Origin of the sequence: Gelidibacter salicanalis, assembly GCF_016469035.1 — a bacterium.
GTDB classification, from domain to species: domain Bacteria; phylum Bacteroidota; class Bacteroidia; order Flavobacteriales; family Flavobacteriaceae; genus Gelidibacter; species Gelidibacter salicanalis_A.
In genome coordinates this window covers 1-18,748 of the sequence record NZ_JAEHJZ010000077.1, presented here as the reverse complement: position 1 = coordinate 18,748, position 18,748 = coordinate 1, and the positions used below count along the sequence as shown (strand labels likewise).

Genomic DNA, 18,748 nt, shown 5'->3' with positions numbered 1-18,748 from the left:
GTTTGCCGTTTATGGGTAAAAGGTTGGGTCAAGGTAAGGATAGTTGGAAGTGGCGCCGTGATTGATTTCGTGAGGTGTGTACATAAATAGTGGCTACTTATAGGAAAGTATCTTTTCTCATTTTGCTGGCATCATAAAATAAAAAGAGCTTTGGTTAAATTGTATCCTATCCTTAAAAGTAATATGTTTGATAGGAACATATAATAAATATAGGCGCAACTGGTTGCGTCTATACATGTGTTGTAAACAATTAAATAATGAAACAATCGATAGTACATATCGCATTAGTTGTAAGAGATTACGATGAAGCTATTGAGTTTTATACAAAAAAACTAAATTTCGAATTAATTGAGGATATCTATCAACCAGAACAGGACAAAAGATGGGTTGTAATATCTCCACCAAATTCAGTTGGAACGACAATATTGCTAGCAAGAGCATCAAAAGAGGAACAAGAGAGTTTTATTGGAAATCAAACAGGCGGAAGAGTCTTTTTATTCTTAAACTCGGATGATTTTTGGAGAGATTATAACGAAATGAAATCAAGAGGAATTGAGTTTATAAGAGAACCGAAAAAAGCGGATTATGGAACTGTTGCTGTTTTTAAGGATTTATATGGAAATTTATGGGACTTACTAGAATTAAACCCTGAACATCCGATTGCAAAAAGGATGAAATAAAAAAACTGGTTACAAGCCGTATATAAAAAATTGCTATTTTGACTAAACCAAAGGTCGTTGCTCTTTTGTTACGTCTGATTTCCCGAAGGAAAATCTTCGTACACAAAACCGTAACTTTCCATATAAACACGTTGGTTACAATTTGAAAAACCACGATACTGAATGACAGAGATTATTGATTTAAGTCAAGAAATTTACGAAGGAATGCCAGTTTATAAAGACCTTCCGCAAGTTAAAATGACAGTTCATAATTCTCACGAAGAATGGAATGGAATAAAAAATCCCGAAACAAAAACACCTGCTGTTCATAAATTAGAATTAGGAGAACATACTGGAACTCACGTTGACGCTATAAACCATATGGCAATTCAATATAAAGGGAAATCAATTGATAAAATGCCTTTATCTATGTTCTATACAGAAGGAATCTGTTTGGACTTTTCTCATAAAGGACTAAAAGAATTAATTGAGCCTAACGAAATCGAAAATGCTTGTGAAAAAGCTGATTTGAAAATAGAAAAAGGAGATACAGTATTACTTTATACTGACCATTATCGAAAAAATTTTAACGGAAAAGAATGGAGTAATGGTCCCGGAATTTCGACAAAAACTGCTCGATGGTTAGGCGAAAAAAAAATATCTGCTTTTGGAGTCGAAACTATGTCACCTGGAGTTCCTGGAATATCAAATAAAGAAGTTCATCATATTTGTGGAGAATTGAATTTTACACATTATGAAAATATGATAAACCTTAATTTATTAATAGGAAGAGGTAGATTTAGATTTATAGGTTTTCCTCTAAAAATCAAAGGGGGAACAGGCTCACCAGTTAGAGCGGTCGCAATATTTGAAAAATAAAAAATAAAAAAATGTGGGCAATAACTAAGAATTCGTCTCGCCGATTACTCCCTTCGGTCATGAGTAAGTTGGCCAGAGCTGAATACTGTGTTGACGCATCCGGTTGGTTTGCCGTCTATGGGTAAAAAGTTGGGTTTAGGGAAGGCTGGTTGGGAGTTGTGCTATAATTAATTTGTTCAACACTGGTAACCGTTGAACAACCCCATAGATTCATAAAAAGAAACTCATTTAAGCCCATTTTAGGGCTTTTTTATTGCCTTTTGCTGGTTAGGGTGTTTGATTAGGGCTTACTCTTAATTTGGTTCAGGAACTGGCACATGAACTAGGCTAGTGTGTATTTTGGTTGTAAAAACATAATTCTATTTGTAGGAAGTTTGGGGGGAAAATGGTATTTTGGGGATTATATAGTGTAGGTATATGCACCGGTGTAGATGCCAACATGTTTTAGATAATTTAAAAAAACAATATACTTATGAAAAAAACAATTTTACTCATCACTTGCCTATTATCTATTTTTAGTATTTATTCCCAAGTCAATATTGGAAGAAAAAGAGGACTTGGAAATTTATATGTTGTGGAACATAATGACAAACTTTATGATATTATAAAAAAAACGACGACTCACTTTGTTGTTCCTGATGGTTTAGATTTCAATGAGACAAAAAAAACCATTGAAGAAATTTGGACATTTAATAGTATCAAGTTTATATCTGAAGTTGATTATCAAAAAGACGAATTAATTTCAACAGACAATTCTATAATCAAATTTCAGGACAAGAATTACATCAAAACTAAAGAAACAATAGGAGCAAATGATAAGAGAATCGTTGGAGCAATTGATTTATATAAATTTCAAATGTTTTATTATGAGGAAGTTTCCGAAAAGAGTAACGGGAAAATCAAAAAAGAGATAGGGCAAATTGCTGAGATAATATTCACTCCTGATAACTATTATAGATTTTTAGGAAAAGAGGCTGGTTATACTGGCGACTTTGAAATAGGTTATGTTGAAAAACCTAGTTTGTTTAACTTAGGGGCAAATGAATTTACCATTAAAACTGAAGATGATGGCAATAGTTACACATACCTTAAAACGCCAGAATCATATAATTTTCACTTAGGTTATATTAAAAATTACTTTCAAACTTTGAATAATAAATTAACTGACAATGAAAGTTTAAAAATAAGAGATGAAATTAAAAATAAGGACAAGTTAAAAGAGTTAAAATCAAAAACACTTTATGTCCCAAATTGGTTATTAAAAGATTATAGTGCTTTTAAATTAAAAGTAACTAAAGTCCTAAAACCTGAAGAATTATTTGAAGATTATAAATATGACTTTAAAGTTCTTTCAAATGAAGAATTAAATTCAAAAATTTTAAACAAAGATGAATTCTATTATTTAATGCACACTACATATAATGGAGAAAAAGTCATATCAATTATTAACAGTCTGACAGGTGTAATAATTTATTCAATAGTTGATAATTCCAGTAATCTTATCGAAAAATCTGATTTGAAGGATATTAATAAGTTAATTAAGTAAAAACTATCTACAATAAGAAAGAAGTATTCGACTCGCCGCACCTGTCCCGCCTTAGCGGGGTAGGCCAGAGCTGAATTTTGTGTTGACGCATCCGTTTGATTTGCCGTCTATGGGTAAAGCGTTGGGTTAAGGCAAGATGGTTGGAGGTTGTGCTGTGATTGATTTGGTCAAGTGTTTACATACGTAGTGGTTACTTATGTGAAAGTATCTTTTCTCATTTTGCTGGCATCATAAAATAAAAAGTGCTTTGGTTAAATTGTATCCCATCCTTAAAAGTAATATGTTTGATAGGAACATCTAATAAATATTGGCGCGACTGGTTGCGTCTATACATGTGTTGGCAAACATTAAAAATTCATTCAAAAGTTTACGATTAACGAAACTTTTTATATATTTATATCAAATTTGATTTTATACCAAGAATGATAAAACGATTTGAAACGAAATTGCTCGAAGAGGCTTTTGAATTTATAGAAAAGCAAGACCTAAAAGCAAGATAGAAAATTTTTCAGAATATAAGAAGAGCTGAACAACAATCTGACCCAAAGTTTTTCAAAAAATTGACTGACGAAATTTGGGAATTTAGAACGCTATATTCTGGAATTCAATATCGTCTTTTAGCATTTTGGGACAAGGATAATAAAACCGAAACTTTAGTTTCTGCTACTCACGGAATTATTAAGAAAACGAGCAAAGTGGATAAAAAGGAAATCGACAAAGCAGATAAAATTAGAAAAAACTATTTTAAAAATAAAAAGAAATGAAAAGTTACACTTTAGACCAAGCAGAAGACCTTTTAATTGGAAAAAAGGGAACTGAAGAAAGAGATGAATATGAATTTGAGTTAAAACTTGAATTGATTGGCGATATGATAAAAACCGCTCGAAAAAAACGAAAACTGACTCAAGAACAATTAGGAGAATTAGTTGGAGTAAAAAAAGCACAAATATCTAGACTTGAGAATAGTACTGGAAATGTCACTTTTGAAACTGTAATGAGAATTTTCAATGCTTTAGGAGCGAAACTGAATTTAAATCTTCAAATGTAAAAATAGCGATTTGGCAATAACTAAGAAGTATTCGGCTCGCCGATTACTCCCTTCGGTCATGAGTAAGTTGGCCAGAGCTGAATTTTGTGTTGACGAATCCGGTCGGTTTGCCGTCTATTGGTAAAACGTTGCGTTAAGGGAAGGATAATTGGAGGTTGTGCTGTGATTGATTTGGTGAGGTGTGTACATACGTAGTGGTTACTTATGGGAAAGTATCTTTTTACATTTTGCATGGATATTTCGGTTCGATTTGTGCCAGTGATTTCGGTTTCATAGATAGTGGGGTCTTCGTCACTTTTGGTGAAGCAAATTAAGAGGAACTCGCCAGTACCATTCTTCTTAAAAGTTGAAAATCAGCTCTACCGTACATCATCCTTTTATGTTTTTCAGTTTGTTTACCTGTCCTTCGACCTGTCCATTATTGATAGTGCTTATCACGGCCTGATTTACGGCATCAAAATTCTTTTGTATTCCCTTGGCAAAATTTAGAAGTTCTGATTTAGGGTCAAGTGTAGGCTTCACCAAAAACACAGGCTCTCTCTATAAACCCTAACATGGTACAATCTGCAATTGATAACAATATGAGGACGACACTGGTCCTACAAGCTTTGTGAATAGAAATCAAGAAATTGAAATCTAGTCTTGTGCGCGTGTCATTTCACAATAGGTTAGGGGTATACTTTGGATGTGAAATGAAACAGACTTTTTCACCTATCTCAAAATCGTGTGTTTAATCGCTTAAATTTCCAAGCTTGTTTTTTAGCATTTCCATATCTTCACTAACTTTCTGTTCAATTACCCTTGCGTAAATTTGTGTAGTTGTAATCTTTGTGTGGCCCAACATCTTTGAGACTGTTTCCATCGGAACTCCGTTTGAAAGGGTTACGGTGGTAGCAAATGTATGTCTGGCCATGTGAAATGTAAGATTTTTTTTGATCTTGCAAGTGTCGGCAATTTCCTTTAAGTAGCTATTTAACTTTTGATTGGATAAACTTGGGAGCAACTTTTCTGAATACTGGGTTCGAGGGTGCTTCTTATATTTTTTTATTAGCATCTCAGCTTTCGGGAGTAAAGGAATCTTAAAGGGCACTCCTGATTTATTTCTATTTGACATGATCCAATTATTGCCGTCTATCCCTTTAACGATGTGATCTGAACTTAAATCCATTATGTCAGAGTATGAAATACCTGTATAGCAGCTGAACACAAACAGATCCCTGACCGTCTGAAGCCTTTTAATTTTTATTTCAAGGTTTTCTATGCACAATAATTCTTTATCTGTTAGATAGTCTCTTTCTGTCTTTTCCATCTTAACCTGATACCTTTGGAAGGGATGGTTTTCAATCCATTCGATGTCATGAGCCAATCTTGTCATCTTTTTTAATCTCTGAATATGTTTCATGATGGCATTGTTACCGATTTTTTCTTGATAATGACTAGGCTTATATGTTCTTAAAAAACTTTCGAAACCTAGAACAAAGGCATAGTTTAAATCTTGAAGATAGATATCTGGTGCTTTGAACTCTTTTTTGACATAGTTCAGAATATATTTTTGACTTGTATTGTAATGGCACAAAGTTTTAGCACAAAGCTTTCCAATCATGATATCATTATGATATTTAAATAGGTCTCTCATGGAGTGACAGGCTTTGTCCTGTCCTAAAAATCTTGCCTTGATCAATTGTGGCGTAACGACACGATGCTCATTCTGAAGGTCTCGATACGTCTGAATGAGACTGGTCTTGGTGTCATCTAAAAAAAGATTCACCTTTCGTGGGATTTCTCCATGACCTTTTACTCTTTGGTGCTTGGAGTTCCAGCGATCCACATGGACTTTGTGGTTGAGGCTTATGTTCGCTTTTTTTCCATTAATGGTAATACGAGCATAAATGTTTGATTCATTATTTATAGCTCTAGCGGTGTAGACCCAAAATAAAATTGAAAAAGATACAGAAGAATTCATAGTTGTCGTCTTAATTGTTAAACAATAATTGAGACGAAAGTCAAATCAACTAAATACTGTACGAGTATAAATATAAGTCATTTTTAAAGATGTTGACGATTTAAAAACCTATGTTGACGAATTGTGAACTAATTATATGATATATTTTGATATCAGTTAATTTGGTTAAAAACGAAAAACCCTGCCAATCAAACGATTAGCAGGGTTTTGTACCTAATTGGTATCTCTACCAGTGACCCGACTGGGGCTCGAACCCAGGACCCTAACATTAAAAGTGTTATGCTCTACCAACTGAGCTATCGAGTCATTTCCTTAATGAGGGTGCAAATATAAAAGCTTTTATTAATATACCAAGCCCTTTTTAAAAAAAAAAATTGTTTTTTTGTACTGCCTAAGGCTATGTTTTTAAGAATCAATTTATAAGGGTGTTTATGATTATAATTTTAATTGGATATATGGGGTCTGGAAAATCGACAATTGGTAAAAAGTTGTCGCAAACGCTCAATTTTGAATTTATTGATTTAGATGATTACATTCAAGAAATGGAGCAGTTGACCATTTCAGAAATTTTTAAAAATAAAGGAGAAATCTATTTTAGAAAACAAGAACACTTCTATTTAAAAGAGGTTTTAAAACGTAACAATGTGATTTTGTCACTTGGAGGTGGCACGCCGTGTTATGGCGATAATATGCAGGCCATTTTGACAACAGAGGGCGCGCACAGTATTTATTTGAAAAGTACAATTCTGAATTTGGTCCAAAGACTGGTAACTGAAAAATCACAGAGACCATTAATTGCACATTTAAAAACGGATGAAGCGTTGACCGAGTTTGTGGGGAAGCATCTTTTTGAACGCTCATTTTATTACAGCCAAAGTAATCAAATACTTTTGACAGATGGGAAAACAATTGAGGGCATTACAGAAGAAATTGTTGCCGGACTATTTTAAAAAGGCCTCGTAAGCTTTTCCGGTTAAAATGACCTCAACATGCTCGTGCAGGGAAGTGGAGAGCGAAATACCTTTATAATCTGCTTTAACGGGAAATTTTTTGTGGTTCCGATTAACCAGTACCGCAGTTTTAAATTGTTTTAACGGCACGTTCAAAAAATGTTTGACGCCATAAATAAGCGTGCTCCCTGAATTGAGGACATCATCAATAAGCACCACAGATTTATCTGTATAGTCTGAAGCATCAATGGAGGTCGTAATTTGGCTCAAAGGATGCTTTTTATCGATAACCACTTTGCACAGTACCGATTGTAAATCGGAGATCTTATCAAGATTGGCCTTTAGTTTTTTTGCAAGAATGTATCCATTGGAATCAATTCCAGCCAAAACAACTTCCGCTTCATCCACGTTACTCTCATAAATTTGATAGGCGATACGTCTGATTTTATGGTTGATTTCCTGATGGTTCAGTATTACTTGTTTGGAAGCTGTCATGCTGTTAATTGTTTGTTCAAAGATAAAAAAAGGGTTTATTTAATCCGCGTCATCCTCGTCTTTAAATTCATCAATATCACGCCGATCTTTTTTGGTTGGTCTTCCCACGCCTTTTTTGCGGTAATAGTCTTTAGAATATTTTAAGAACTCTTGAGCTTCAAAAGCTTCTTTTGGAGTGGTGTCCTTTATGTAAATATCTACCAGTTTTGCCCCCAAACGGCTTGGAGGAATGTCAAGGACCGTCAGTTGGTAATTGATCTGGTTTTTGCGTAATTCTATTTTGTCTGTAGCAAAAACTTCCCTACTGGGTTTCGCCACTTGACCGTTAATTTTGATATGACCTTTTTTACACGCTTCTGTAGCAATAGTACGTGTTTTATAGTATCTCACGCACCATAGAAATTTATCTATTCGCATATTAAAATTTTTAAAACAACGTTAATGTTGTTGTGCAAACATATTATATTATTGTATCTTGCCGGCAAAAATAAGCATTATTGAAACATTACTTGATACTATATTTTATATGGTTAAGTGGATGGTTTTAACCCCAATGCGTTTTGCTGTTGAAAATGAATAAAATTAAATTGATGAAATTAAAAACTTACGTCCTATCAACATTGTGTTTTTTAGTGTTGTTGTCCTCCTGTAAAAAAGATGATGATGATCCCATAGTACAAATTCCAGAGCGTGACCGCGCAGAACAACAAGTAATAGATCTTGATTCCTTACAGAACTATTTGAAAACCCACTACTACAACCGTGCGACCTTTGCAGAGTCAGGCAACCATAGTATTTCTGAGATAATTATTAAGGAATTGCCAAAAGATGACAGTGGTAATTATTTGGATATGCCAGATCCTGATAACAACCAAATGCTAAGTGTTGCGGTGGATATTGACAATCCAAAAACCATTAAGTATCGAGATGTGGATTACCAATATTATGTTTTGCAGATCAATGAGGGCGGAGGTGAAAACCCTCATTTTTCAGATGATATTAGAATAAGTTATTCTGGTTTTCTTCCAAATGGAACTGTTTTTGATGGTTCCGTAAGTCCTGTAAATTTTGGAATGGTTCGTGACGGCAGCCCCAATAATTTCGGGACTATCCAAGGATGGCAGACTGTTATTCCACAATTCAAAACCGCCGAAAGTTTTGTGGAAAACGCCGATGGTACTGTCTCATATGACAATTATGGCCTTGGTGTCATGTTTCTACCGTCAGGTTTAGGCTATTTTTCAAGCCCTGGAGGAAGTATTCCGGCATACTCCAATCTTGTGTTTAAATTTGAGCTGTATCAATATGAAATTATGGATCATGATGGGGATGGTATTCCTTCTTATCTAGAGGATCTTGCCGGTGATGGAAATTTGGAGAATGACGATACCGATGGGGATGGCTGGCCAAACTATTTGGATCCTGATGACGATGGTGATCGGATATTGACGATTAATGAAATGACGCGTCAAACTTATACTGTGGATACCAACAATGGCGATCAAGAACCAGTTTTGGCAGAAGGCGAATTTGAAAATAGCAGAGCAGAAAAGGCAGGTATTATTACCATAAAGACGCTAAAAATTGTGGATGCTAATGGTGATGGTGTTGCTGATCATTTGCAGGATTCAGTAAAGACTGATTACAGTGCTACCAATTAGTTTCTAAGGAAATTTCAGAGACACGATATAAAAAAAAACAGGCTATCATTGATTTGATAGCCTGTTTTGTATTTTAAAGTGCAATGGAAATGCTCAAGATCAATTGGTCTGGTCTTGTGTCAATCCTACTTGGAGGAACACCAACAGAATCATCAATAAAGGTTGCTTCGTTTTCACTAAACCCTCTTTCATACCTCAAATCAACACCAAAACCACTAAAGTTGGCGCCAATACCAAAATTAAGACCCACGCTAAAATCGTTCTCAACGTCGTCAATTGTAATGCCGTCAAATGATGTGTCTACAATATACTGTAAAGATGGCCCGGCAAAAACGCTCAATGGACCTAAAAGTTTCATCCCCACTAATAATGGTGCATCTATTTTTTTCATTTTAAAATCGCTACTGTCATATTCACTTTTGGTTTGGGTATACACAAGTTCGGGCTTAAAATAAAACCTGTCGCCCACCTTACCGTATAAACCCAAATGAAACCCTACGTTGCGATCCGGATGTTTGGCATTGTCACCAATAGACTGAAAATAATCACCATTACCATTATAATTTAAACCACCCTTGATCCCAAAACCGTTCCCGTTTTGTGCATTGGAGGCTAAAGAGAAAGCTATAAGTGCAAAGCTTGCTAAAAATAGCTTTTTGCCCGTCTTGCTGCTCCTTCCAAACTGTTCTTCAAATGTTTTTAAAATTTTCATAATTTTAGTTTTTAAGTTTAATGTTCCATATAATCAAAAACGCTGCCAAATGAAAATTATTTTCAGATGCGTTATTTTTTTAAAATACAAAGGGACTTTCTTTAACGTAAAGAAAGTCCCTTTGTGTGGTACTAATAGCTAATATCTAGAATTGATTTAAAAGCTTCGAAACGTTTACCAATTATTTTTTTCTTGAAATCACTTTTTCAGCAGCCTTAATAATAGACGCGCTGTTTAAGCCATATTTCTCCATCAGTTGCGCGGGCGTACCAGATTCTCCAAAAGTATCTTGAGTGGCCACAAACTCTTGTGGAGCTGGGTGATTTAAAGATAACACACGAGCGACACTTTCTCCCAATCCGCCCATATAATTATGCTCTTCAGCAGTAACGACACAGCCTGTTTTTCCAACGGATTTCAAAATAGCGTCATCATCCAATGGTTTGATGGTATGGATATCGATAACTTCTGCCGAAATTCCTTTTTCGTGCAATACTTTTGCAGCTTCAAGTGCCTCCCAAACCAAATGTCCGGTAGCCACAATAGTCACATCAGTACCTTCAGTGAGTTGTAAGGCTTTTCCAATTTCAAAGGTTTGATCCTCTGGGGTGAAATTAGGAACTGATGGGCGACCGAAACGCAAGTAAACAGGGCCTTTATGGTCAGCAATTGCAATAGTAGCTGCTTTGGTCTGGTTGTAATCGCAGGTATTGATAACCGTCATTCCTGGTAACATTTTCATCAATCCGATATCTTCTAAAATCTGATGGGTTGCGCCGTCTTCTCCAAGGGTTAAACCTGCATGCGATGCGCAAATCTTAACATTTTTGTCAGAATACGCCACACTTTGTCTAATTTGATCGTACACACGACCCGTAGAAAAGTTTGCAAAAGTTCCTGTAAAAGGAATTTTTCCACCAATGGTCAAACCTGCCGCTATTCCAATCATGTTAGCTTCAGCAATTCCTATCTGGAAGAAACGTTCTGGATGATTCTTTTTAAAATCGTCCATTTTTAAGGAGCCAATTAAATCGGCACAAAGCGCAACAACTTTCTCATTGGTCTGTCCCAATTCAGTAAGTCCCGCTCCAAATCCTGAACGTGTATCTTTATTTCCTGTATTTGTATATGTTTTCATATCTAAAATCGTAATTCGTAAATCTAAAATAGTTTAATAGTCGCCCAATGTTTCTGCATTCTGCTCCAAACCGATAGCTAATTGCTCGTCGTTAGGCGCTTTTCCGTGCCATGCGTGAGTATGCATCATGAAATCCACACCATTACCCATAACCGTTTTTAAAAGGACACAGACTGGTTTGCCTTGTCCTGTTTTGGATTTTGCAACCGCCATTCCTTTTAAGATTTCGTCTATATTGTTTCCTTGATTGATTTCTACAACAGTCCAACCAAAAGCTTCAAATTTTTCTTTCACATTACCTAATGGCAAGACAACATCTGTTGGTCCATCAATTTGTTGTCCGTTAAGATCAATTGTAGAAATAAGGTTGTCTACATTGTTTCCGGCGGCATACATAATCGCTTCCCAGTTCTGACCTTCTTGCAATTCGCCATCTCCATGTAGACTGTAAATCAAATGAGCGTCCTTATTTAGTTTTTTGGCTTGTGCTGCACCAATGGCAACCGACATACCCTGACCCAACGAACCAGAAGCTACACGGATACCTGGCAAACCTTCATGGGTTGTTGGATGCCCTTGTAAGCGGGAGTTGATCAATCTGAAGGTGCTCAATTCTTCTACAGGAAAATACCCTGCTCTTGCCAACACGCTATAAAATACAGGGGAAATATGCCCGTTGGAAAGGAAGAACAAATCTTCACCTATCCCGTCCATATCAAAAGTATCTTTTCTATCCATGATCTCATTGTACAGTGCTACAATAAATTCTGCGCAGCCTAATGAGCCTCCTGGATGGCCAGAATTGACCTTGTGTACCATACGGAGAATATCTCTACGTACTTGGGTTGTTAAATCTTCTAGTTGTTGTGTGTTTGACATCTTATAAAAGTTAGTTTTATGCTGCAAAAATAGCCTTTTTAAGCCCGAGATCAAAGTTGAAAATTGTGCACTTATTAACGAATTTTGAGCTTTTGCTAACAATTGTAGTGATAGTGGCGGCTCGCTAATTTTTATATTTTATGGATTCCACTTTTTATGTTAGATTTTTTTCAAAGTTTTCTCAAGAGCTCTTTATCTTCATAAGTGCATTGTATATCTTTGCCAGCTTATTAGTAAAACCCAGAAATTAAAAGCGTAGTGCCTTATGTTTTGATGGTTGAACTCATCTTGCTTTTTTAGCGGGATGCTAAGTCTAATTTGCCAGCTGGTACCTCGAAGCTTGCTTCAGGATGGAAAAAGGGTATTCCGTTGAATACTCATTGGGAGTGCCACGAGCATATGTATTGCAATTTTTAAAATTTAATCACATCTTCCCTCAACCTGATTATTTCAGATTGAAATAAAAAAGATGTAGGTTTACCACTTATGAAATTTGAACTAAAAGGAAAAGACCTTCAAAGTAAGGCTAGAGCGGGCGTAATTACTACAGACCACGGGGTTATTGAAACACCAATTTTTATGCCTGTAGGCACTGTAGCATCAGTAAAAGGTGTTCATCAAAGAGAACTAAAAAACGATATCAATGCGGATGTCATCTTGGGAAATACGTACCATTTATACCTCCGTCCACAAACCAGAATTCTGGAACAGGCGGGAGGGTTGCATAAATTTATGAACTGGGACCGTAATATCCTGACCGATTCTGGCGGATACCAAGTCTACTCACTCTCTGCAAACCGGAAAATTAAGGAGGAAGGCGTCAAGTTTAAATCGCATATTGATGGCAGTTACCATACGTTTACACCAGAAAATGTCATGGAAATTCAACGTACTATAGGCGCTGATATTATCATGGCGTTTGATGAATGTACACCATACCCCTGCGATTATAACTATGCCAAACGTTCCATGCATATGACCCACAGGTGGTTGGATAGGTGCGTTAACCATTTAGAAAAACTTCCGTTTAAATACGGATATGAACAAAGTTTCTTTCCTATTGTTCAAGGCAGTACTTATAAAGATTTACGTTTACAGTCCGCCGAATATATTGCCAATGCCGGAGCGGTAGGAAATGCCATTGGCGGACTTTCAGTTGGAGAACCTGCTGAAGAAATGTACGCCATGACAGAAGTGGTGTGCAGCGTGTTACCCGAAGATAAGCCCCGTTATTTGATGGGGGTGGGAACGCCAATCAATATTCTTGAAAATATTGCGTTAGGAATTGATATGTTTGACTGTGTGATGCCAACACGTAACGCCAGAAACGGTATGTTATTTACAGCACACGGCTCTATCAATATCAAAAACAAAAAGTGGGAAGATGATTTTTCTGCTTTGGATGAGATGGACATGACCTATGTGGATACCGAATATTCCAAAGCCTATTTACGTCACTTATTTAGCGTAAATGAACGGTTGGCCATGCAAATTGCAACCATTCACAATCTCGGATTTTATTTATGGTTGGTTAGAGAGGCCAGAAAACATATCTTAGCGGGAGATTTTAGAGCGTGGAAAGAGATGATGGTGAAACAGATGGATAAACGGTTGTAGAGGTTGAAGTTGAAGTTGAAGTTGAAGTTGAAGTTGAAGTTGAAGTTGAAGTTGAAGTTGAGGTGAAATTGAAACCGAAGTTGAAATTTTACACAATAAATAATAAATCATCAGTGTCCGGTAAAACAGGTGAAAAGTTTGCAAACCCCTTAAAGTATGATCTGGTTCAAGAACTTAAAAATGACACCTTGTTTTTGAAACCAATTTCACTTAGAGTGATTGGGCTAATTTAATTTAGAATAGCTACTGTTTTTCAGTCAGTTACAATCAAGTCTTTGTTCTTTTCCCGATAGTTATCGGGACTATAAGCGCAGCGATCTTAATTCTTTATCGGACAATAATGATAATAAATAATACAAATAAACAATAGTCTCCAGACATTGAAAATCCTAGATTGGTACATATTAAAACGTTATCTCCTCACCTTTTTGATGATGTTATTGCTGTTTATTCCTATCGGAATAACAGTGAACCTTGCTGAAAAAATCGGTAAGATCTTAGAGAATAACGTGCCCTTTGGAGAAGTGGCGTTATACTATTTGAACTTTACCATCTATTTTGCCAACTTATTATTTCCAATATTTTTATTCTTGTCAGTCATTTGGTTCACCTCCAAACTTGCAAACAATACTGAAATTGTAGCGTTTTTAAGTTCTGGCGTCTCTTTTTCGCGTTTCTTGAGACCTTATATTATTGGGGCGACCATTATTTCCATATTTGCGATGGTATTGGGCTTCTATTTGGCACCAATTGCAAGTCAGGGGTTTAATGAGTTTACTTACAAATATTTAAAGAGTTCGCGGCACCAACAGCCGGGGCAAAATATTTTTAGGCAAATTAACGATACTGATTTTATTTATGTGAGCAGTTTTGATCCAATTCAGAAAAGAGGAAACCATTTTACTTTAGAGCACATTGAAGGTAACGAACTAAAATATAAGATTTTTGCCAGTTCTATTGTTTATTCAGAAAGTGATAGTACCTATAAGATGTTTAATTATTTTAAAAGGACCATCACCGATAAGGGCGATATAATTGAAACCCAAAGACGAAAAGATTCCTTGTTTGCTTTTGATTTGGAAGATTTAACGCCCGTAAATTACATTGCAGAAACAAAACCGTATTCTGAATTGGTTGATTTTATAGATAAGGAGAAGGCTAGGGGCTCTTCAAATATCGGTCGTTATGAAATTGTAAAATATAAAAAATGGAGCTTGCCTGTGGCCGTTTTTATCTTAACCATTATTGCCGTTTCCGTATCTTCAATTAAGAGAAGGGGCGGAATGGGGGTCAATTTGGCCTTTGGTATTTCAACCGCCATGGTGTATGTGTTTTTTGATAAGGTTTTTGGGGTTCTGGCGGAGCAGTCAGATTTTTCGCCATTAATTGCCGCTTGGCTTCCAAATGTAGTTTTCGGTATTTTGGCTGTTTATCTTCTCTACAATGCAAAACGCTAAACTAAAAAATTACCTGCACCTTCATTTTTTAATTTTTATTGCTGGGTTTACTGCTATTTTAGGAGAATTGATCACCATCGGCTCTGTCCCTTTAGTATGGTATAGAATGCTTATGGCGGGACTGCTCATGTTGCTCTACATCAAGATTGTCAAACGGAAGATAAAAGTTGATAAACGCACCATGCTTAAGTTTTTTGCTGCGGGCATCATCATCGCCTTACATTGGATTACCTTTTTTGAAGCCATAAAACAATCCAACATCTCCATCACGCTGGCTATGTTTTCTACAGGAGCATTCTTTGCTTCTTTTATTGAGCCGCTGTTTTATAGGCGACGGATTATTTGGTATGAAATTCTGTTTGGAGTCATCGTTGTTATTGGGGTTTTTCTCATTACCCATGGCGAATTAAAATACATCAATGGAATTGTATTAGGGCTCGTTTCAGTACTATTATCCAGTCTTTTTGCAGTCATTAACGGCACTTTTATACAGAAGCATTCTGCCACGGTCATTTCGTTTTATGAGTTTGTCAGTGGCGTGTTTTTTTTGACCCTTTTCATTCTCATATTTAAAGGCGGATTTGATGTACAGTTTTTTACACTTTCAGGCTCAGATTGGATTTACCTTTTTATATTGGCCTCCATTTGTACGGCTTATGCATTTATTGGTTCAGTTAAAGTTATGAAGTTAATCAGTCCCTATACCGTGGTGCTTTCTTATAATCTAGAACCTGTATACGGCATTACTTTAGCGCTCATACTATTTCCGGAAACTGAAACCATGGGGGTTCATTTTTACTATGGAGCCTTACTGGTGCTGCTATCTGTGTTATTGGATGGAATTCTTAAAAACGTCATATCCTATCGCCATAACAAACGAAATCGCTGCAAAACCGATTAATTAATTAGAGTTGCATTGATTATCCGTACCTTTGTAAGAGTGTCTAAAAAATACCTTATTTTTCGTACTGTTGTGTTTATAACAACGGAAAAAATCCGTAGGTTTGTAGGCTTAACTAATAACTAAATCTTAAATTTCTATGGAGTATTTAGAATTTGAGCTTCCCATAAAAGAACTAGAAGATCAATTGTCAAAATGCCAAGTAATTGGTAAAGAAAGTGACGTTGATGTGACTCAAACATGTGAACAAATTGAGAAGAAGCTCATCGCTACAAAGAAAGATATTTATAAAAATCTTACGGCGTGGCAACGTGTACAATTATCACGTCATCCCAATAGACCGTATACCTTAGATCATATTAAAGCCTTGTGTGGCGATTCTTTTTTGGAATTGCACGGCGATAGGAATGTAAAGGACGATAAAGCCATGATTGGTGGTTTAGGTAAAATTGGCGATCAGTCTTATATGTTTATAGGACAGCAGAAAGGTTACAATACCAAAACAAGACAGTATCGTAACTTTGGGATGTCAAATCCTGAAGGGTACCGTAAGGCTTTGCGATTGATGAAGTCTGCCGAAAAGTTTAAAATTCCTGTCGTTACTTTAATTGACACTCCTGGAGCATATCCTGGTTTGGAAGCTGAAGAACGCGGACAAGGGGAGGCCATCGCCAGAAATATCTTGGAAATGACCCGTTTAAAAGTACCAATTATTTGTGTGATTATTGGAGAAGGCGCCTCAGGTGGTGCATTGGGTATTGGGGTTGGAGATCGTGTTTTGATGATGGAAAACACTTGGTATTCCGTAATTTCTCCAGAATCCTGTTCTTCAATTTTATGGCGCAGTTGGGAATATAAGGAACAAGCGGCAGAAGCGCTCAAACTTACCGCTCCTGATATGAAAAAAATGAAGTTGATAGATGATATTATTAAAGAGCCCTTAGGTGGTGCACATACCAACCGGGAGGAAGCCTTTTTATCGGTCAAAAAAGCTATTGAAAAATCTTATACAGAGCTTAAAAACTTATCACCAAAAGATTTAGTCAAAAAACGTATGGATAAATATGCTGACATGGGTGTCTATAAATAAGAACGCCCCATACCATAACAAGAATGAAAACTGGAGTTGTAAACTTCGGTTTTTTTTGTCCTTATTAACAATATAATCAAGTTATTAACAGTTACATTGTTGATGACCTGTTAAGATTGAAGGCGCTAAAAATGGCTTCTTTCTTAACAATTTATTTACTTTCGCATTCATGAAACAACCAAATCAGATACAAGGCTACAAAGTAGACAAAAGCACAATTATTAGCTTAGAGAAGGGGAAAATACCACCTCAAGCAATTGATTTAGAAGAAGTTGTGCTTGGAGCCATGATGATTGATAAAAAAGGTGTGGATGAGGTAATTGACATCCTCAGTCCGGATGCGTTCTATAAAGACGCTCACCGACACATCTTTGAAGCCATTTTTAAGTTGTTCGAAAACAGTGAACCGGTGGATTTATTAACCGTTTCAAGTCAACTTAAGAAAGATGCGAAGTTGGATTTGGTAGGCGGCGATTTTTATCTGATTTCTTTAACCCAACGCGTGTCTTCTTCGGCACATATTGAGTTTCATGCACGTATCATTTTACAGAAATTTATTCAGCGCAGCTTGATCAAAATTTCTAATGAAATTATTGAAGAAGCGTATGACGAAACAAAGGATGTTTTTGACCTGTTAGACCAGGCTGAGGCAAAACTTTATGAAGTAACGCAGGGCAATATCAAGAAATCGACTGAAACTGCTCAAAGTTTGGTCATTCAAGCGAAAAAGAAAATCGAGGATATTTCCAATAAAGAAGGCTTAAGTGGTATTCCATCAGGTTTTGACAAGTTGGATAAATTGACCTCAGGCTGGCAGGAAAGTGATTTGATTATCGTAGCAGCGCGTCCAGGGATGGGTAAAACAGCCTTGACCCTATCTATGGCAAGAAATATTGCTGTAACCCACAATATTCCCGTAGCATTCTTCTCTTTGGAGATGGCTTCAGTACAGCTCATTACGCGTTTAATTTCGAGTGAAACAGGTTTGTCTTCTGAAAAATTGCGAACAGGAAAATTAGAAAAACACGAGTGGGAACAGTTAAACGTTAAAGTAAAAGCTTTAGAGAAAGCACCTTTGTTTATTGATGATACCCCTTCACTTTCTATTTTTGATTTGCGTGCAAAGGCACGTCGTTTGGCATCACAATACGGCATTAAAATGGTCATTATTGATTATTTGCAATTGATGACCGCTGGTGGAAGTCAAAAAGGAGGCAATAGAGAGCAAGAGATTTCTACGATATCCCGTAACTTAAAAGCGTTGGCAAAGGAATTGAGTATTCCGGTTATCGCTCTCTCCCAATTATCGCGTGCTGTAGAAACACGTGGCGGTAGTAAAAGACCGCTCCTGTCTGATTTACGTGAATCTGGTGCCATTGAGCAAGATGCAGATATTGTATCGTTTATTTACCGACCAGAATACTATAAAATTGACGAGTGGGATGATGAAGAACGCTCACCTACAGAAGGGCAGGCAGAATTTATCATTGCAAAACATAGAAATGGTGGGCTAGAAAACATCAGGTTGAAATTTATCGGACATTTGGGTAAATTTGACAACCTTGATGACTTTGATACCCCATTTGGTGAATTCCATTCTAAAATGAACGCTGCTGCGAACGACAATACTTTTAATTCCGGTAATTTCCCGTCGCCATCAGATGCTTTCGATCCACCTCCAATGGACGATGATGAAGATAATGATGTTCCTTTTTAAAATCTTAAATTTTTATTAAGTACATGACAAAAAACT

At 36.3% G+C, this 18,748-nt stretch carries 18 protein-coding genes and 1 tRNA gene; 12 read left to right on the top strand and 7 right to left on the bottom strand.

Going from position 1 to position 18,748, the window contains the following annotated elements; all coding sequences use genetic code 11:
* Window positions 1-257 precede the first annotated feature (257 nt).
* The 5 genes from JEM65_RS20735 to JEM65_RS20715 all read left to right on the top strand — a co-directional run bounded on the left by JEM65_RS20735 (window position 258) and on the right by JEM65_RS20715 (window position 4,132).
* Window positions 258-680 (top strand): VOC family protein, encoded by a 423-nt coding sequence (locus JEM65_RS20735; protein ID WP_199603606.1) that lies wholly within the window; start codon window positions 258-260, stop codon window positions 678-680.
* A gap of 162 nt (window positions 681-842) precedes the next feature.
* Entirely contained in the window at window positions 843-1,538 is a 696-nt protein-coding gene (locus JEM65_RS20730; protein WP_199603604.1) for a cyclase family protein, read from the top strand.
* Between the two features lie 472 nt (window positions 1,539-2,010).
* Entirely contained in the window at window positions 2,011-3,084 is a 1,074-nt protein-coding gene (locus JEM65_RS20725) for a hypothetical protein (protein ID WP_199603602.1), read from the top strand.
* Window positions 3,085-3,587: 503 nt separating this feature from the next.
* The gene (locus JEM65_RS20720; protein ID WP_439953518.1) at window positions 3,588-3,848 is read left to right on the top strand and encodes a type II toxin-antitoxin system RelE/ParE family toxin; all 261 of its coding nucleotides are present in this window, start codon (window positions 3,588-3,590) and stop codon (window positions 3,846-3,848) included.
* Window positions 3,845-4,132, top strand: coding sequence for a helix-turn-helix domain-containing protein (locus JEM65_RS20715; RefSeq protein WP_076614752.1), 288 nt, complete (start codon window positions 3,845-3,847; stop codon window positions 4,130-4,132). Before JEM65_RS20720 ends, JEM65_RS20715 begins: the two co-directional genes overlap by 4 nt.
* A gap of 730 nt (window positions 4,133-4,862) precedes the next feature.
* On the opposite strand, the gene JEM65_RS20710 is transcribed toward JEM65_RS20715, so the two are convergent.
* Together JEM65_RS20710 and JEM65_RS20705 are read right to left on the bottom strand one after the other, a co-directional pair.
* The gene (locus JEM65_RS20710; RefSeq protein WP_199603599.1) at window positions 4,863-6,095 is read right to left on the bottom strand and encodes a site-specific integrase; all 1,233 of its coding nucleotides are present in this window, start codon (window positions 6,093-6,095) and stop codon (window positions 4,863-4,865) included.
* Between the two features lie 233 nt (window positions 6,096-6,328).
* Window positions 6,329-6,401 (bottom strand) — tRNA-Lys (locus JEM65_RS20705).
* Between the two features lie 125 nt (window positions 6,402-6,526).
* Here JEM65_RS20705 and JEM65_RS20700 point away from each other — a divergent pair.
* Window positions 6,527-7,045, top strand: coding sequence for a shikimate kinase (locus JEM65_RS20700; protein ID WP_199603597.1), 519 nt, complete (start codon window positions 6,527-6,529; stop codon window positions 7,043-7,045).
* Here JEM65_RS20700 and JEM65_RS20695 read toward each other — a convergent pair.
* Both JEM65_RS20695 and JEM65_RS20690 read right to left on the bottom strand, forming a co-directional pair.
* Complete coding sequence (locus JEM65_RS20695; protein WP_199603595.1) at window positions 7,037-7,540, bottom strand: phosphoribosyltransferase family protein; 504 nt, start codon at window positions 7,538-7,540, stop codon at window positions 7,037-7,039. The genes JEM65_RS20700 and JEM65_RS20695 overlap by 9 nt on opposite strands.
* Window positions 7,541-7,579: 39 nt before the next feature.
* Entirely contained in the window at window positions 7,580-7,957 is a 378-nt protein-coding gene (locus tag JEM65_RS20690) for an RNA-binding S4 domain-containing protein (protein WP_199603593.1), read from the bottom strand.
* Between the two features lie 173 nt (window positions 7,958-8,130).
* On the opposite strand from JEM65_RS20690, the gene JEM65_RS20685 reads away from it, so the two are divergent.
* Window positions 8,131-9,201 (top strand): FKBP-type peptidyl-prolyl cis-trans isomerase, encoded by a 1,071-nt coding sequence (locus JEM65_RS20685; RefSeq protein WP_199603591.1) that lies wholly within the window; start codon window positions 8,131-8,133, stop codon window positions 9,199-9,201.
* Window positions 9,202-9,274: 73 nt separating this feature from the next.
* On the opposite strand, the gene JEM65_RS20680 is transcribed toward JEM65_RS20685, so the two are convergent.
* The 3 genes from JEM65_RS20680 to JEM65_RS20670 form a co-directional block, all read right to left on the bottom strand.
* A complete protein-coding gene (locus tag JEM65_RS20680) occupies window positions 9,275-9,913 on the bottom strand; it encodes an outer membrane beta-barrel protein (RefSeq protein WP_199603589.1) in 639 nt (212 codons plus the stop codon).
* A gap of 181 nt (window positions 9,914-10,094) precedes the next feature.
* Window positions 10,095-11,051, bottom strand: a complete 957-nt coding sequence (locus JEM65_RS20675; protein ID WP_199603587.1) for a transketolase family protein — start codon at window positions 11,049-11,051, stop codon at window positions 10,095-10,097.
* A gap of 33 nt (window positions 11,052-11,084) precedes the next feature.
* Window positions 11,085-11,930: a transketolase gene (locus JEM65_RS20670; protein WP_199603585.1), complete on the bottom strand. Its 846-nt coding sequence runs from the start codon at window positions 11,928-11,930 to the stop codon at window positions 11,085-11,087.
* A 486-nt stretch (window positions 11,931-12,416) separates the two neighbouring features.
* Between JEM65_RS20670 and tgt the strand changes: the two genes are divergently transcribed.
* The 5 genes from tgt (at window position 12,417) to dnaB (ending at window position 18,712) form a co-directional block, all read left to right on the top strand.
* Window positions 12,417-13,547 carry a tRNA guanosine(34) transglycosylase Tgt gene (gene tgt, locus JEM65_RS20665; RefSeq protein ID WP_199603583.1) on the top strand — a complete coding sequence of 377 codons (1,131 nt, stop codon included), beginning with the start codon at window positions 12,417-12,419 and terminating at the stop codon, window positions 13,545-13,547.
* 380 nt (window positions 13,548-13,927) lie between these two features.
* A complete protein-coding gene (locus tag JEM65_RS20660; RefSeq protein ID WP_199603581.1) occupies window positions 13,928-15,004 on the top strand; it encodes an LptF/LptG family permease in 1,077 nt (358 codons plus the stop codon).
* On the top strand, window positions 14,991-15,905 hold the full coding sequence (locus JEM65_RS20655; RefSeq protein WP_199603579.1) for a DMT family transporter: 915 nt from the start codon (window positions 14,991-14,993) through the stop codon (window positions 15,903-15,905). The genes JEM65_RS20660 and JEM65_RS20655 overlap by 14 nt, the downstream gene beginning before the upstream one ends.
* Window positions 15,906-16,044: 139 nt before the next feature.
* Window positions 16,045-16,995, top strand: coding sequence for an acetyl-CoA carboxylase carboxyltransferase subunit alpha (locus JEM65_RS20650; RefSeq protein WP_199603577.1), 951 nt, complete (start codon window positions 16,045-16,047; stop codon window positions 16,993-16,995).
* Window positions 16,996-17,164: 169 nt separating this feature from the next.
* Entirely contained in the window at window positions 17,165-18,712 is a 1,548-nt protein-coding gene (gene dnaB / locus JEM65_RS20645; RefSeq protein ID WP_199603575.1) for a replicative DNA helicase, read from the top strand.
* The last annotated feature ends 36 nt before the right edge of the window (window positions 18,713-18,748 follow it).

Excerpts from the sequence above, each read along its gene's own strand:
- JEM65_RS20675 (WP_199603587.1), bottom strand. The coding sequence starts at position 11,051 with ATGAAAACATATACAAATACAGGAAATAAAGATACACGTTCAGGATTT.
- JEM65_RS20680 (WP_199603589.1), bottom strand. The coding sequence starts at position 9,913 with ATGAAAATTTTAAAAACATTTGAAGAACAGTTTGGAAGGAGCAGCAAG.
- JEM65_RS20650 (WP_199603577.1), top strand. The coding sequence starts at position 16,045 with ATGGAGTATTTAGAATTTGAGCTTCCCATAAAAGAACTAGAAGATCAA.
- JEM65_RS20695 (WP_199603595.1), bottom strand. The coding sequence starts at position 7,540 with ATGACAGCTTCCAAACAAGTAATACTGAACCATCAGGAAATCAACCAT.
- JEM65_RS20735 (WP_199603606.1), top strand. The coding sequence starts at position 258 with ATGAAACAATCGATAGTACATATCGCATTAGTTGTAAGAGATTACGAT.
- dnaB (WP_199603575.1), top strand. The coding sequence starts at position 17,165 with ATGAAACAACCAAATCAGATACAAGGCTACAAAGTAGACAAAAGCACA.
- JEM65_RS20685 (WP_199603591.1), top strand. The coding sequence starts at position 8,131 with ATGAAATTAAAAACTTACGTCCTATCAACATTGTGTTTTTTAGTGTTG.
- JEM65_RS20710 (WP_199603599.1), bottom strand. The coding sequence starts at position 6,095 with ATGAATTCTTCTGTATCTTTTTCAATTTTATTTTGGGTCTACACCGCT.
- JEM65_RS20725 (WP_199603602.1), top strand. The coding sequence starts at position 2,011 with ATGAAAAAAACAATTTTACTCATCACTTGCCTATTATCTATTTTTAGT.
- JEM65_RS20670 (WP_199603585.1), bottom strand. The coding sequence starts at position 11,930 with ATGTCAAACACACAACAACTAGAAGATTTAACAACCCAAGTACGTAGA.
- JEM65_RS20730 (WP_199603604.1), top strand. The coding sequence starts at position 843 with ATGACAGAGATTATTGATTTAAGTCAAGAAATTTACGAAGGAATGCCA.
- tgt (WP_199603583.1), top strand. The coding sequence starts at position 12,417 with ATGAAATTTGAACTAAAAGGAAAAGACCTTCAAAGTAAGGCTAGAGCG.
- JEM65_RS20690 (WP_199603593.1), bottom strand. The coding sequence starts at position 7,957 with ATGCGAATAGATAAATTTCTATGGTGCGTGAGATACTATAAAACACGT.
- JEM65_RS20655 (WP_199603579.1), top strand. The coding sequence starts at position 14,991 with ATGCAAAACGCTAAACTAAAAAATTACCTGCACCTTCATTTTTTAATT.
- JEM65_RS20700 (WP_199603597.1), top strand. The coding sequence starts at position 6,527 with ATGATTATAATTTTAATTGGATATATGGGGTCTGGAAAATCGACAATT.
- JEM65_RS20715 (WP_076614752.1), top strand. The coding sequence starts at position 3,845 with ATGAAAAGTTACACTTTAGACCAAGCAGAAGACCTTTTAATTGGAAAA.